The organism is Peribacillus frigoritolerans, from assembly GCF_040250305.1.
Lineage (GTDB): Bacteria > Bacillota > Bacilli > Bacillales > DSM-1321 > Peribacillus.
Genome location: NZ_CP158190.1, coordinates 3878091 through 3892420 on the forward strand (window position 1 = coordinate 3878091; position 14330 = coordinate 3892420).

Consider the following 14330-nt stretch of genomic DNA (forward strand, 5'->3'; position numbering starts at 1 on the left):
AAAATCATGCATGAAAATATTGTACTTTTTTATCTTCCTGCATATATTGCATAACCCGATCATCAAACAAAAAAACCGCCAAACGGCGGTTCAGTGGCCTCCTAAATAGGCCATTTTTATTTCTTCACTTGAAGTGAGTTCCTCGGCATTGCCCGACAGGACGATTCGGCCCGTTTCAACTACATAAGCCCGATCTGCAATCGATAATGCAAGGTTGGCGTTTTGCTCGACCAAAAGGATCGTTGTTCCGGTCTCACTGATTTCCTGGATGATGTTGAAGATTTGCTTCACCAAAAGCGGTGCAAGGCCCATCGAAGGTTCATCGAGCAGTAATAACCGTGGTTTTGCCATTAAGGCCCGGCCCATTGCAAGCATCTGCTGTTCACCGCCTGAAAGCGTGCCGGCCTGCTGTTTGATTCTCTCCAGCAGCCTCGGAAATAGCTCATACACCTTTTCCATATCATTATTGATGCCATCTTTGTCTTTCCGTAAATAAGCCCCAAGCTCCAGGTTTTCGGCAACCGTCATGTTGGCAAAGACACGTCGCCCTTCAGGTACATGGGATATGCCCATTTTCACGATGGACTGTGCAGCTTTTCCTCCAATCGGCTCGCCTTCGAACAGAACCTTTCCTTGCTTTGGTTTTAACAGACCGGATATCGTTTTGAGCAACGTGCTTTTTCCCGCTCCGTTCGCCCCGATCAGGGTCACGATCTCGCCCTCGTTAATCTCCATGGAAACCCCTTTTAACGCTTGGATATTGCCATAATAAACATTGATGTCCTCTATTTTCAGCATCAGGAAACCTCCTCCCCTAGATATGCCTCGATAACCTTAGGATCATTGCGGATTTGTTCCGGCTTTCCGTGAGCGATAAGCTGTCCATGATCAAGAACGTAAATCCGTTCGCATACCCCCATTACAAGTGACATATCATGCTCGATGAGCAACACGGTAAGGTTGAATTCCTTCCGGATAAAAGCAATGAGGTTCATTAATTCTTTCGTTTCGTGCGGGTTCATCCCGGCTGCGGGTTCGTCCAGTAAAAGAAGTTTCGGATTGGCGGCTAGAGCACGCGCAATTTCCAGCCGCCTTTGCTGTCCGTATGGAAGATTCTTCGCTTTTTCATCCTTAAAATGGTCAAGATTAAAAATCCTCAAGAATTCGAGCGCCTTTTCATCCATTTCCTTTTCACCGGAAAAATGTCCCGGCAGCCGGAATATGGAGCTTGGAATTCCATGCTTGGCAAGCGAGTGGTAAGCAACCTTCACGTTATCGATCACTGATAACTCACTGAAGAGGCGAATGTTTTGAAAGGTCCTCGAGATCCCTTTTCGGGTAATTTTATATGGCGGCTGCTTATTTAGATTTTCCCCATTCAAAGCAATCGTTCCTTCTGTAGGGACATACACACCCGTCAATAAATTGAAGAAAGTCGTTTTCCCAGCTCCATTCGGCCCGATCAGGCCTACAAGTTCCCCTGGAAATAATTCCACGTTCACATCGGACACAGCTTTCAACCCGCCAAAACGGATACCCACCGAATCTACTTTAAGCAACGGTATTGTGGCTTCCATCCTTTGGGCCCCCTTTCGTTTTTTTATTTGTGAACAATGCCGTGATTTCTCTTGTTCCCATTAAACCCTGCGGGCGGAAAATCATCATCAGGATCAGGACAAGGCTGTAGATGATCATCCTCGTTTCCGGATAATCCTGAAGGAACGTCGTCACGATCGTCAGTAAAATTGCGGCCAAAACCGAACCTGAAAGACTTCCAAGACCGCCAAGTACGACGAAAATCAGAATATCGAAGGATTTTAGGAAACCGAAATTCGATGGCTGGATAATATAGAAATTATGGGCATAAAGCGATCCGGCGATTCCGGCAAAAAAAGCTCCGATGACGAAAGCCGCCACTTTATAATAGGTCGTATTGATTCCCATCGCATCAGCGGCCGTTTCATCTTCCCTTACGGATATGCATGCCCGTCCGTGAGTCGAATTGGTGAAATTCCGGATGACTAAGACGGTGATCATCACACAGGCAAAAACCCATGGCCAAGTAGTCAGGTGGGATACCTGCATCCCGCTTGCCCCGCCTACATAATCAATATTCAAAAGGACGATCCGGACAATTTCGCCAAATCCAAGCGTAGCTATCGCCAGGTAATCCCCCTTCAGACGCAAGCTCGGCACCCCGATCACCATGCCCGCAACAGCGGCTATTACGCCCCCAGCCAATACAGCTATGATGAAAGGAAGTTCAAGCTTCATTGTCATGACTGCCGAAGCATAGGCCCCTACCGCTAAAAAACCTGCATGACCAATCGAGAACTGCCCGGTTATTCCAATGATTAAATGCAGGCTCGTCGCCAGCATGATATTGATGCCGATGAACATGAGCGTGTTGATATAAAATGGGTTGAGCATTCCGTTTGAAATGGTGTACTGCATGATTCCGAAAAAAATAAGTGCGAGCACGATCGAGAGCCAAAAACCCTTTGAATTCTTTAAAGTAGTCATCGCCATGTCTCCCCTATACTTTTTCTCTTTTATTTTTACCGAAAAGACCCTGCGGCAAGAAAATCAAAATCAAGATAAGTACGACGAAAGCCACACCATCGCGCCATAATGAATAACCGGCAGCACTGACCAAAGCCTCGATCACTCCAAGCAGTAGACCGCCGACCATCGCGCCCGGAATGATGCCGATGCCGCCCAAGACTGCTGCAACAAATGCTTTAAGGCCAGGAAGGACACCCATCAACGGCTCGATTTTAATATAGTAGATTCCAAAAATGACACCCGCTGCCCCTGCTAGGGCCGAACCTATGGCGAACGTAGCTGAAATCGTATTATTCACATTGATTCCCATCAGCTTAGCCGCTTCGGAATCGAATGAAACGGCACGCATCGCTTTGCCGATTTTGGTTTTATGGACAACGAATTGTAGGATGATCATTAATATGATGGATACAGATAAGATCAATATCGATTGACTGCTGATGGAAACTCCCAATATATCGAGTTTATCCATCGGAAGGACATTATTTGGATAGGCTTCCGGCTGGGCGCCCCGGATGTAAATCAGCCCGTTTTCTATCAGAAGGGAAACACCGATGGCCGTTATCAAGGCCGCAATCCGTGTTGCATTACGAAGGGGTTTATAAGCAATCCGTTCAATTAAAACGCCAAAGATGGCACATGAGACCATCGAAATCAGTAAAGCTGGGATGAAGGATAAGTCCATTACGGTAATGGCGTAAAACCCTACAAATGAACCGACCATGAATACGTCTCCATGGGCGAAGTTTATGAGCTTGACGATTCCATATACCATCGTATAACCAAGCGCGATCAAAGCATAAATGCTTCCGAGTGAAATGCCATTTACCAATTGCTGAATCAGTTCCATATTGCACTCTCCCCGTTAAGGTGTTTTTTAAGTGAATATAGAATAGGGGGGACTTGCCCCCTATCCACGTAAGGTATTATGGATTGATTTTTGTTTTGAATGTTTGTTTGCCATCCACATATTCCAAGATGGTCGCCGATTTGATCGGATCATGGTTTTCATCGAGGTTCAGCGTTCCGGAAACTAATTGAAGATCTTTGACATCTTCCAACGCTTGTCTGATTTTTTCGGGAGAAGCATCACCAGATCTCTTGATGGCATCAGCCAGGTAGTAGCCAGTGTCATAGCCAAGTGCGGCAAAGGCATCCGGTGTTTTATTGTATTCCTTTTTGAAGGCTGCAACGAAATCCTGGATTTTTGCATCTTCATCTTCCGGAGAATAGTGATTCGTGATATAAGTATTTTTCAAAGCATCCGCTCCGGCAATTTCAACGACCTTCGGGGAATCCCAGCCGTCTCCGCCCATGAATGGAAGGTCTATGCCGTCTTCACGTGCCTGTTTTAAGATCAATCCGACTTCCTCATAATAACCAGGAAGGAAAACGAACTCTGGTTTTGCGGATTTGATACGTGTCAATGTAGAGCGGAAATCAGTATCTTTAGTTACATAAGCTTCTTCCGCCACGATTTTACCGCCCTTGGCAGTGAACGCTTCTTTAAAAGCTGCGGCCAATCCTTTGGAATAATCACTTGCGCTATCCACATAGATCGCAGCCGTCTTTGCCCCTATTTCGTCAGTTGCGAAATTGGCTGCCACCGTACCTTGGAATGGATCGATAAAGCAAGTCCTGAACACATAATCATTTAATTTTCCAGCTTTGTTGGTGATGTCGGGATTTGTTGCAGTTGGTGTGAGTAGAGGAACTTGATTATCCTGTGCGACCTGAACCTGTGCCAATGTATTAGTGCTTGTCGCAGATCCGACTACAGCCACAACCTTGTCCTGGCTGACCAGCTTGATCGAACCGCTTGTAGCTTCTGCAGCATCTGATTTATTATCTACCTTAACTATTTCCAATTTTTTACCGTCGATGCCCTCTTTATTAATCTCATCGATGGCCAGTTGCAATCCATCGGCAGCCGATTGGCCGAATGATGCCGTACCTCCGGACAATTCAAGGTTGGCCCCAATTTTGATTGTGTCACCCGAGTTTGATGAACCCCCGCCTGAACTGCTAGTTTTCGAGTCGCCGCCACTACAACCTGCCAGCGCCCCTGCAACCAATGAAAGTGATAGAAACACTCCTGCTAGCTTTTTCTTCTTCATTTGAAACCCCCTTGTTTTGTATGTTCTTTTAACCAAAAAGAATATCTGAATAAAAATAATATTCTGAAAATAGTTTATCTCATTCTTTCGACCCCGTCTATATGATATGGATAAAAAAGTTATTAAAAGGGAATATCTACTATTCGACACAAAAAAAACTGACCCTTTATAGAGTCAGTTAACTTCTTATCAATCGTTTACACGGCGAACTTCAATGTTTTTTAATATATCATTGATCACCCAGCTAGCTGCAATTAAGCCTGCTACGGATGGTACGAAAGCATTCGAAGATGGCGGCATTTGCGCTTTACGAATTTTTGCCTCATCATTGCCGACTTCTTTTCGGACATCCTCACGAATGACAATAGGGCTCTCATCGGAGAAGACAACCGGGATTCCCTTTGTTATGCCCTCTTTACGCAATCTAGTACGAATGACCTTGGCAAGCGGATCGGTATGCGTTTTGGAGATATCGGCAATTTGAAAACGCGTCGGGTCCATCTTATTAGCGGCCCCCATGCTTGAAATCACCTTGATATTCCGTTTCAGGCATTCCTTCATCACATGCATCTTATAAATGACCGTATCCGATGCATCAATGACATAGTCCAGGCCATAACTGAAGAATTCCTCAAACGTTTCTTCTGTATAAAACATTTTAAGAGCGATCACTTCGCAGTCGGGATTGATGTCTTGAATGCGATTTTTCATCAATTCCGCTTTCGGTTGACCGACTGTTGATAATAGAGCATGGATCTGCCTGTTTACATTCGTGATGTCGACATCGTCTTTATCCACAAGAATAATACGGCCTACCCCCGTACGTGCCAATGCTTCGGCTGAAAATGAACCAACGCCTCCTACACCCAGGACCGCAACCGTCGTGTTTTTCAGAATATCGATTCCTTCCTTGCCAATTGCCAATTCATTTCGTGAAAACTGATGCAGCATATATATTCAACTCCAATAAATTCTGTTCTTATTTAGCTTCCCAATTAACAATATATCATAAACATCATTTATGACAAGCGAAATATGAGCAGTCTAATCGGAATTAGTGCACTAGGTCATTTTTGATAATTTTTGAAGGACGGTAGCCAAAAGGAGAGTCCTTTCCGTCAGGCTCGGAATTTCCAAATACTCCTCTTCACTATGTGCATTTCCTCCAACGGGCCCGAGTCCATCCACTGTCGCGATTCCCAATTCAGAAGTGATGGAAGCATCCGAGCCTCCACCCGTGGCCGTATCCGTGATTTCGATGCCGATTTCCTTCCCAGCCTGACGGATCGTCTCTAAAAGCAAGTTTGATTTCTCATTCTTTTCCATGGGAGACCGATCCATTTTTCCGCTTAGTGTCGTTTTCGTTCCGGGAATATAGGTCTCGGCACAGATTTTTTTCAACTGCTTGAGAACGATGCCTTCCTGCTTTTTTTCCGAAATCCGCACATCGACGAAGGCAGCCGCATGGGAAGCGATCATATTGACAGCGGAGCCTCCTTCAATTTTGCCGACATTAACGCTGATCCCTTTCTTTTGATCATTCAATCGGTGTAAGGCGATGATCTTATGGGCCAATTCTTCAATTGCACTTCGTCCCTTTTCCGGTTCGATCCCCGAATGGGCAGCCACCCCCATAATATCGACTTTAAACTGACCGCAGCCCCTTCTTGCCGTGACAAGCGAACCGTCCGTCCTTGCCGGTTCAAGAATTAATGCGAACTTCTTATTTGCCGCTTTTTCCGATATGAGGGATGCGGACGTCGGTGACCCGATCTCTTCATCACTATTAAGAATGATTTGGATATGCTTATAGCCTGTCTGCCCCGTCTGTTTCAAGCAATGGATCGCATAAAATAGCTCAACCAAACTAGACTTCATATCCGCCACACCAGGACCGTATGCCCGATTTCCTTTCACCTTAAATGGACGTTTTTGCGCTGTCCCCTCCGGAAAAACCGTATCCATATGGGCAACGATCAAAATATGCGGTTGATTCGCCTCACGATGCTGGATGACCAGCTGATTGCCATAATTCTGTTGCTCAACGGTATTCACAATAAAATCCAGACTTTCAAATTTCGCTTTTAATATCGAACCAATTTCATCAATACCCTTTTTCGTATGAGAACCACTATCTATATTCACTAGCCGCTCCACTAATTGAAGCATTTCCTTCCTCTTTGCATACAATAAGTCTTTCAAAGCCCTCACTACTTTCTATCCTTGGCTGAATATTGCTCAACCTTACTATAATTTACGAATCTATATTGCCGAATGTTACTTAAATGGGAAGATTTGAAGTTTATTCGAGGTTTTTGGGTTTTTTTCGTTAGATTGGGGTGTTTACTCGTGAATTTGGGCCATTTACTCGTGAGTTTGCGCCATTTACTCGTGAATTTGGGCCGTTTACTCGTGAGTTTGCGCCATTTACTCGTGAATTAGTCCATCAAGTCTATACGCTCTATTTTTAAATTGCCCCGAATAAGGCAACTCCAGTGCAGACAGTATCCGCTGCATGATATCAATTGAATCTATTTGTAAAAAGAGCCGTGCTTGTTTATTTGTTATATTGGGTTTTATAAGGAGAGCAAAATCGCGAAGAGCTTGAATGTGGGCATCCTTTGAAGTGTAAGAACAATGACTACAGGACCATTTGCCCCAGTGATATTGCATATGGAGAGCAGAGCATTCTGGACATTGAACGCTTTTGAGCAGATCTTGCTCATCGATTTGATACAATTCGAGGATATCAGGATTATGCGGAGTGTTTTTTTGCAGAATCGTATTCGAAAGTCTATTGCTCTGCCTTTGGGTTAATTGCTTAGAAGAATATTTTTCATCGAGGGTATGAATTTTGGAGATCAGGGTTTCTTTTCCCGTGATTTTTTTGAAAATGGGGGTAAAACCTGGGGTAGTCCGGATGATGGTATTCGAGTTTGCATTGGCAATGAGCGTTTCAATCGGCAGCGAGGGGAATTTGTGAAAAGTAAGCCAATCATTAAATCGGGATTTTTGCACGTCAACCTGGATTAGCGGATCTAGATAAGCTTGTTCCTGTCCATCTTTTGTCCGAATCAATTGGGGATAGGTACGGTCAAAATAGAGCGTTCCCGCAAAGTTTTTTACTTCGATGATGATGCCGTAATTCCGGGTGATTATTAGGAAATCCATTTGAAAATAACGGCTCCCGTCGTAGCCTAACCTCAAATCATGAAATACTCGATATTCTTTCGGAAGATTCTTCAGTTCTTTTCCGATACTCCGCTCCCCGTTAAATCCTGTACGGATTTTCCGGAAATCGTTCCTTATTCTTTCCTGTTTTGGATGATTTGCTGATAGCCTCCTGCTTAATGCCTCCAGTTTGAGCATTTTCATAGGCCTTTCACACGGTTTTAGCATCCATACATCAACTCCTTCTACTTTAGCTTCTTTGTTAATGCCCTTTTTTCCTGCTAAAACACTGAAATCAGGCGTATTATTGTGAGTTTGCTCGGTTTAATTCTTGTGATTTGTAGCTTACTTATGAGTTCTCGTCATTTACTCTTGAATTTGCGCCATTTACTCGTGAATTTGCACGAATGACTTGAGAGTTCCGCCGTTTACTCGTCAGTTTCCGCTTTACTCGTGAGTTCGCGGCATTTACTCGTGAATTTGCACGTTTTACTCGTGAGTTCCCGCCATTTACTCGTGAATTTACGTTTTACTCGTGAATTCTCACTATTTACTCGTGAATTCGCACCATTTACTCGTGAATACACGCATTTTCTCGTAAGTTCACTATTTTCACGCACAAAAAAACCCATGTTATGTAACATGGGTTGCTTTGTAAGGTGTAAGAGTCCCAATTGTGCCGTTTACGCCTTTGTTTTGAACCCGCTCTCCGCAGGTGGGTGCTCGGTTCCTCGCGTTTGTAAGTCCTCTTCGAGGGAGGCTTTTACGCGGCCAGGAAACTAGTGCTCCCGGTAACTATAAGTGTTCGGTCAAAACTTATAGGTTAAAGAACGAACACATCAGGACTCTTACTTATTGGAAATATCATATCATAATGCTTAACTCTGTTTCAAGAAAAAACACCTAGGTATTTTTTCATATTTTTCCCAAATGAATTATTTTTTAAGTGCTGCAAGTCTTAGGTTAAGTTCGGCCAATTGCTTGTCACTTACAGTACTCGGTGCGTCAACGAGCAGGTCGCTTGCACTTGCTGTTTTCGGGAACGCGATGGTGTCGCGAAGGTTCGTGCGGCCTGCGAGCAGCATGACCATGCGATCCAGTCCAAGGGCGATTCCGCCGTGTGGAGGCGTTCCGTATTCGAATGCATCCATTAGGAAGCCGAATTGTGCGTTTGCTTCTTCTTCGGAGAATCCAAGTACTTTGAACATTTTTTCCTGAACGTCGCGTTCGAATATCCGCAGTGATCCACCGCCAAGTTCGTAGCCGTTCAGTACAAGGTCATATGCTTGGGCACGGACGCTTGCTGGGTCTGACTCCAATTTGTCCATGTCTTCACGGAATGGCATTGTGAATGGATGGTGTGCTGCATAGTAGCGTCCTTCTTCTTCGTCATATTCAAATAATGGCCAGTCCGTCACCCATAGGAAGTTGAATTTGCTTTGATCGATCAAGCCTCTTTCTTTACCAAGCTTGATGCGTAGTGCTCCAAGCGCATCAGCTACTATGCCTTTCTTATCCGCCACGAATAAGATTAAATCGCCCACTTCGGCTTCCAATACAGATACTAATTGCTCTTGATCTTCAGCGAAGAATTTGGCGATCGGCCCTTTTACGCCGTCTTCTTCAACTTTCAGCCATGCAAGGCCTTTTGCACCGTAAATCGCTGCAAATTCAGCCAATCCATCAATGTCTTTACGGGAATAATCCGCATTTCCGTCCTTAACGACGATTGCCTTTACTTGTCCGCCGTTTGCAACAGCGCCGGTGAACACTTTAAAATCACTGTCTTTGACGATTTCGGAAACATCTTTAAGTTCCATTCCGAAGCGTGTATCCGGTTTGTCGGATCCGTAACGGCTCATCGCTTCATTGTAGGTCATTCTAGGGAATGGCAGTGTTACGTCCAGTCCTTTAACATCTTTCATCACTTTAGCCATCATATTTTCTGCGGTCTTGATGATATCTTCTTGGCTCATGAAGCTTGTTTCGATATCGATTTGCGTGAATTCAGGCTGTCTGTCAGCACGTAAGTCTTCATCACGGAAACAGCGGGCAATTTGATAATAACGTTCGAAACCTGATACCATCAATAGCTGCTTGAAGATTTGCGGTGACTGCGGAAGTGCATAGAACTCCCCTTCGTGCACACGGCTAGGCACTAAATAGTCACGTGCTCCTTCAGGTGTACTTTTTGTTAAGATAGGTGTTTCGATATCAAGGAAGCCTTCACCGTCCAAGTAATCACGGATGGCTTTTGTTGTTTGGTTACGCATTTTCAGCGTTTCGAACATCGCTGGACGACGGAGGTCCAAATAACGATATTTCAAGCGGATGTCTTCTGATACATCCGTTCTTTCATCAATGATGAATGGTGGGGTCTTTGCTTCGTTTAAAATTGTAACGTTTTCGGCTTGAACTTCAACGGTCCCTGTTGTTACGTTCGGGTTGAAGTTGGCTTCATCACGTTTGATGACTGTCCCTTGGATATCAAGGACGTATTCATTACGGATTTTTTCGGCTGTTGCCAGCGCTTCTGCCGAAATGTCCGGATTGAAAACGACTTGGACGACTCCGCTTCTGTCACGTAGGTCGATAAAGATGACACCGCCCAAATCCCGGCGTTTTTGTACCCATCCTTTTAATGTTACTTTTTCACCAATAGCTGCTTCTGTCACTTCACCATTGAAGTATGTTCTGCCAAACATGGTATTTCCCCCTTAAGCCTGTAGCTTTTTGAATTGTTCAACGAATGTAGCAAGATCCATCTGGACTTGTTCACCGGTTTCCATGAACTTCACATTGATTTTATTATTTGCCAATTCATCATCTCCGAGTGTCGCCACATATCTTGCTTCGAGGCGGTCGGCTGATTTGAATTGTGCTTTCACTTTACGGTCTTGATAGTCTTTTTCGACGGTAAAACCGGCATTCCGCAATTGATGGGCAAGTTTGACGGTATAATCCTTGGCTGTTTCACCTAATGAAACAAGATAGCAGTCAATTCCCTTTTTGATCGGAAGCTCGATGTTTTCTGCTTGGAGGGCTGCAATCAGGCGTTCAATGCTAAGTGCAAAGCCGATTCCGGGTGTTTCCGGTCCGCCAAGTTCTTCAGCAAGCCCGTTAAAACGGCCGCCTCCGCAAAGTGTAGTGATGGCGCCAAAGCCTTCTGCATCACTCATGATTTCAAAGGCGGTATGATTATAGTAATCCAAGCCGCGCACTAGAGTCGGATCTTCGACGAAATCGATTTCCAAATCGGTTAAATGCTGTTTCACCTTTTCGAAATAAATACGGGATTCATCATTTAAATATTCAATGATGGATGGAGCCGTGTTCATCAATTCGTGACCGTGATCCTTTTTGCAATCCAGGATACGCAAAGGATTCTTTTCCAGACGGTTTTGACAATCGCCGCAAAACTCACCGATGCGGGGTTCGAAATGTTTGATTAACGCATTGCGATGCGCTGTCCGGCTTTCCTTATCACCAAGGCTGTTGATCACAAGTTTCAGCTTTTTCAAACCAAGTTCCTTATACAGGTTCATTGCAAGTGACAGAACCTCTGCATCAATTCCGGGATCCTTACTTCCTAAAGCTTCGATGCCGAATTGAACGAACTGGCGGAATCGGCCTGCTTGCGGACGTTCGTACCGGAACATCGGCCCGATATAATAAAGCTTGACCGGTTGATTGGCCAACCCGAACATTTTGTTCTCGATATAAGACCGTACAACAGATGCGGTGCCTTCCGGACGAAGGGTTAAGTTCCTTTCACCGCGATCTTGAAATGAATACATCTCTTTTTGGACGATATCGGTTGTATCCCCTACACCACGTAAAAATAATTCCGTGTGCTCAAAAATTGGAGTGCGGATTTCTTTATATTGATAACGGTGACAGATCTCACGCGCCGTGTTTTCGATATACTGCCAAATTTCCGTTTGGCCCGGCAATAAATCCTGGGTACCTCTAGGAATCTGAATAGACATTTGTGTTTCCTCCTTTAAAGCAAGACGCCCTTTCTGATACGGCGCTATACTGATTTTTTCCAAACAAAAAACTCCCGCCCCTTGTAACTTATATGTTACAAGGGACGAGAGTTTGGATATCCCGTGGTGCCACCCTAGTTGAAACACAAAAAAAAGTGCCTCCGCTCAAAAAACAGTTAACGCCTGTTTTACGTTCATCTCCTATTAAGTAAATCCGTTCGGAGTGAAGCCTACGGAGGGTTCTTTCATTAAGTCATCATGTGGAATGCTTTCAGCCTCGGCATTTCCTCTCTTTTCATGTGTTTCTTAATTACTCTTCTCCATCATTGGTTATTGCAGTAATAAGTCTGATATTTTATAATCATACGGACGTTAACATCAAATGTCAAGGCAGACTGAGGATTTTGTCTCATTTTATTGGTTCAAACGTTTTTTCAGATTTTTGATCGTCCGGACATTGACTCCGAATTCAGATGCCAATTCAACAAGGTTTGCGCTTTGTTCCTTTTGGATGAAATCGTGAAAATCGACACCAAGTACTTGATTGCCTCCGCTTAAGCTCGTTTGATCTTTTTCGCTGAATTTCATGTGGTTCCCTCCTAGAGTTATATAAGCTCTATTCTTTCCTAAAAAAAATGTTTTTTGCACAGGGAAAGAGGGAAATTTTCATTGAACGAGAATACATACATATAGACATTAAAAGGGAGAGACAACTTATGAAGAAGAAATCGGGTTTATTCGGCCTGACACTTATGCTGATATTCTCAGCGATTTTCCCCGTCAATCACGCTTTTGGAAAAGATGAAGGGAAAAATATCGTGACGACCCAATTGGTCAATGTCCGTGAAGGTGCAGGTCTCAGTTTCCCTATCGTAAAAAAACTGGCAAAAGGGGAATCGTATCCCATCCTGAATGAAGATGGCGACTGGATCGAAATCCGGATTGGCGCCGGCAAAACGGGTTGGGTTGCCAATTGGCTAGTGGAGAGACAAACGGGGTCTGATACAGATCTGGTCAAAAAGGAATCCGGACAAGGTGTGATATCAGGCAGCTCGGTCCGCGTCCGTACAGGTCCAGGCACTACATTTCAAACGGTTGGGTCCTTGAGTAAAGGTACAGCTGTTGACATCATCGAAAAAAATGAAAATTGGATAAAGATCAAAACGGCGGATATCGAAGGGTGGGTCTCTTCTGACTACCTTAATCTCCCCGCCGCATCAGGAAATGCAGCGAAAAAAGATTCAACTAAGAAAAAAGAAACGAATCAATCCGTAAAAACCGGAGTAACTTTGGTGGATCGGCTCAATGTCCGTTCGGAACCGTCGAAAAGCAGTGCCACACTCGGAAAGCTGAATAAAAATACGGCAGTGACCGTTTACCGGGTTGAAAATGAATGGGCTGAAATTGATTTCCAAGGAGTCCGCGGTTGGGTAGCTGAACCCTACATACAAGTAAGCGAAGGTAAAGAAGACATGAAAAATGATCCGGCAGGCGCCACTGCAAGGGTGACCGCTACGGGTTTAAATGTCAGGAAAGAAGCCTCTCTCTCAAGCAAGGTCATCGGTTCGGTGAACAAGGATGAGACGTACGCCGTGCTGCAAACAAAGGGAAATATGACACAGATCAAGCTCTCCGGTTCGAAAAAGGGCTGGGTCGTGAGTTGGTATCTGGAAAAAGAGAATGTTGAACAAACGGTGAAGGAAAAAAAGGTTGATGTAAAAGGTAACAAGATTACCATCATTCATGATGGTACGATCCTTAGAAGCGAGCCTGATGGCAACTCGAAGATTGTCGAACAGGCCAATGCAGGTGAAACGTTCTCCGCATCAGGTATGGAAGGCGACTGGTATTCCATTAAACTGAAGAGCGGACAAACGGCTTATGTGGCCGGATGGATCGTGACGATCGAAGGGAATTCCGAGCAGATCCAACGACCTGGCGTTGAAAAATACTTAAAGGATAAAACCATTGTGATCGATCCGGGCCATGGCGGCAGGGATAGCGGTACAATAGGCGTCGGTGGAACATTCGAGAAAAACCTGACGATTCGTACGGCAGAGCTGCTGCGGGACAAACTTCAGGCGGCAGGAGCTAAAGTGATCCTGACCAGAAGCGGAAATACCTATGTTCCACTCCCTTCCCGGGTCAGCACTTCTCATATACATAACGCGGATGCTTTCATCAGCCTCCATTATGATAGCACCAAGGACCAGATCACCAGCGGGATAACCACATACTACTATCATGACTACCAGCGTGCATTGGCGGCTACACTGGCCAATTCACTCGGTACAACCATGCAGGTGCCCAATCGTGGATCACGTTACGGGAATTTTCATGTTACCCGCGAAAATAAACGGGTAGCTACACTTATTGAACTAGGTTATTTAAGCAATCCCGTGGAAGAATTGACGTTAACATCGAATGAGTATCAAGAAAAAATCACATCTGCCATCTATAATGGATTGGCGCGGTATTTTAAATAAGA

Annotated in this window: 12 protein-coding genes, 1 other RNA gene and 1 other annotated feature; of the genes, 1 reads left to right on the forward strand and 12 read right to left on the reverse strand. The window is 44.6% G+C overall.

Going from position 1 to position 14330, the window contains the following annotated elements; all coding sequences use genetic code 11:
- Window positions 1–90 precede the first annotated feature (90 nt).
- The 12 genes from ABOA58_RS19010 to ABOA58_RS19065 form a co-directional block, all read right to left on the reverse strand.
- Window positions 91–798 carry an ABC transporter ATP-binding protein gene (locus ABOA58_RS19010; protein WP_137020395.1) on the reverse strand — a complete coding sequence of 236 codons (708 nt, stop codon included), beginning with the start codon at window positions 796–798 and terminating at the stop codon, window positions 91–93.
- The gene (locus ABOA58_RS19015) at window positions 798–1577 is read right to left on the reverse strand and encodes an ABC transporter ATP-binding protein (protein ID WP_260358218.1); all 780 of its coding nucleotides are present in this window, start codon (window positions 1575–1577) and stop codon (window positions 798–800) included. Before ABOA58_RS19015 ends, ABOA58_RS19010 begins: the two co-directional genes overlap by 1 nt.
- Entirely contained in the window at window positions 1552–2523 is a 972-nt protein-coding gene (locus tag ABOA58_RS19020; protein WP_350299584.1) for a branched-chain amino acid ABC transporter permease, read from the reverse strand. The genes ABOA58_RS19015 and ABOA58_RS19020 overlap by 26 nt, the downstream gene beginning before the upstream one ends.
- A 13-nt stretch (window positions 2524–2536) precedes the next feature.
- A complete protein-coding gene (locus ABOA58_RS19025; RefSeq protein WP_101222754.1) occupies window positions 2537–3415 on the reverse strand; it encodes a branched-chain amino acid ABC transporter permease in 879 nt (292 codons plus the stop codon).
- 76 nt (window positions 3416–3491) lie between these two features.
- A complete protein-coding gene (locus tag ABOA58_RS19030) occupies window positions 3492–4682 on the reverse strand; it encodes an ABC transporter substrate-binding protein (RefSeq protein WP_350299585.1) in 1191 nt (396 codons plus the stop codon).
- Between the two features lie 189 nt (window positions 4683–4871).
- Window positions 4872–5633 carry a tRNA threonylcarbamoyladenosine dehydratase gene (locus tag ABOA58_RS19035; RefSeq protein ID WP_241593321.1) on the reverse strand — a complete coding sequence of 254 codons (762 nt, stop codon included), beginning with the start codon at window positions 5631–5633 and terminating at the stop codon, window positions 4872–4874.
- Between the two features lie 111 nt (window positions 5634–5744).
- Window positions 5745–6851: a M20 family metallopeptidase gene (locus ABOA58_RS19040; protein WP_350299586.1), complete on the reverse strand. Its 1107-nt coding sequence runs from the start codon at window positions 6849–6851 to the stop codon at window positions 5745–5747.
- Window positions 6852–7109: 258 nt separating this feature from the next.
- Entirely contained in the window at window positions 7110–8081 is a 972-nt protein-coding gene (locus ABOA58_RS19045; RefSeq protein ID WP_350299587.1) for an NERD domain-containing protein, read from the reverse strand.
- A gap of 435 nt (window positions 8082–8516) precedes the next feature.
- A non-coding RNA gene (gene ssrS / locus ABOA58_RS19050) (6S RNA) lies at window positions 8517–8702 on the reverse strand.
- Between the two features lie 86 nt (window positions 8703–8788).
- Window positions 8789–10558, reverse strand: a complete 1770-nt coding sequence (gene aspS / locus ABOA58_RS19055; protein WP_350299588.1) for an aspartate--tRNA ligase — start codon at window positions 10556–10558, stop codon at window positions 8789–8791.
- Window positions 10559–10570: 12 nt separating this feature from the next.
- Window positions 10571–11842 carry a histidine--tRNA ligase gene (gene hisS, locus ABOA58_RS19060; protein ID WP_350299589.1) on the reverse strand — a complete coding sequence of 424 codons (1272 nt, stop codon included), beginning with the start codon at window positions 11840–11842 and terminating at the stop codon, window positions 10571–10573.
- A 97-nt stretch (window positions 11843–11939) separates the two neighbouring features.
- Window positions 11940–12178, reverse strand: a binding site (T-box leader).
- A gap of 78 nt (window positions 12179–12256) precedes the next feature.
- Entirely contained in the window at window positions 12257–12430 is a 174-nt protein-coding gene (locus ABOA58_RS19065; protein ID WP_034308777.1) for a hypothetical protein, read from the reverse strand.
- A gap of 128 nt (window positions 12431–12558) precedes the next feature.
- On the opposite strand from ABOA58_RS19065, the gene ABOA58_RS19070 reads away from it, so the two are divergent.
- Window positions 12559–14328: an SH3 domain-containing protein gene (locus ABOA58_RS19070; protein ID WP_350299590.1), complete on the forward strand. Its 1770-nt coding sequence runs from the start codon at window positions 12559–12561 to the stop codon at window positions 14326–14328.
- Window positions 14329–14330 lie beyond the last annotated feature (2 nt).

Bases quoted from the DNA above. Each gene is read 5' to 3' on its own strand.
- aspS (WP_350299588.1), bottom strand. From the start codon at position 10,558: ATGTTTGGCAGAACATACTTCAATGGTGAAGTGACAGAAGCAGCTATT.
- ABOA58_RS19045 (WP_350299587.1), bottom strand. From the start codon at position 8,081: ATGCTAAAACCGTGTGAAAGGCCTATGAAAATGCTCAAACTGGAGGCA.
- ABOA58_RS19030 (WP_350299585.1), bottom strand. From the start codon at position 4,682: ATGAAGAAGAAAAAGCTAGCAGGAGTGTTTCTATCACTTTCATTGGTT.
- ABOA58_RS19040 (WP_350299586.1), bottom strand. From the start codon at position 6,851: ATGCTTCAATTAGTGGAGCGGCTAGTGAATATAGATAGTGGTTCTCAT.
- ABOA58_RS19020 (WP_350299584.1), bottom strand. From the start codon at position 2,523: ATGACTACTTTAAAGAATTCAAAGGGTTTTTGGCTCTCGATCGTGCTC.
- ABOA58_RS19070 (WP_350299590.1), top strand. From the start codon at position 12,559: ATGAAGAAGAAATCGGGTTTATTCGGCCTGACACTTATGCTGATATTC.
- hisS (WP_350299589.1), bottom strand. From the start codon at position 11,842: ATGTCTATTCAGATTCCTAGAGGTACCCAGGATTTATTGCCGGGCCAA.
- ABOA58_RS19025 (WP_101222754.1), bottom strand. From the start codon at position 3,415: ATGGAACTGATTCAGCAATTGGTAAATGGCATTTCACTCGGAAGCATT.
- ABOA58_RS19015 (WP_260358218.1), bottom strand. From the start codon at position 1,577: ATGGAAGCCACAATACCGTTGCTTAAAGTAGATTCGGTGGGTATCCGT.
- ABOA58_RS19065 (WP_034308777.1), bottom strand. From the start codon at position 12,430: ATGAAATTCAGCGAAAAAGATCAAACGAGCTTAAGCGGAGGCAATCAA.
- ABOA58_RS19035 (WP_241593321.1), bottom strand. From the start codon at position 5,633: ATGCTGCATCAGTTTTCACGAAATGAATTGGCAATTGGCAAGGAAGGA.
- ABOA58_RS19010 (WP_137020395.1), bottom strand. From the start codon at position 798: ATGCTGAAAATAGAGGACATCAATGTTTATTATGGCAATATCCAAGCG.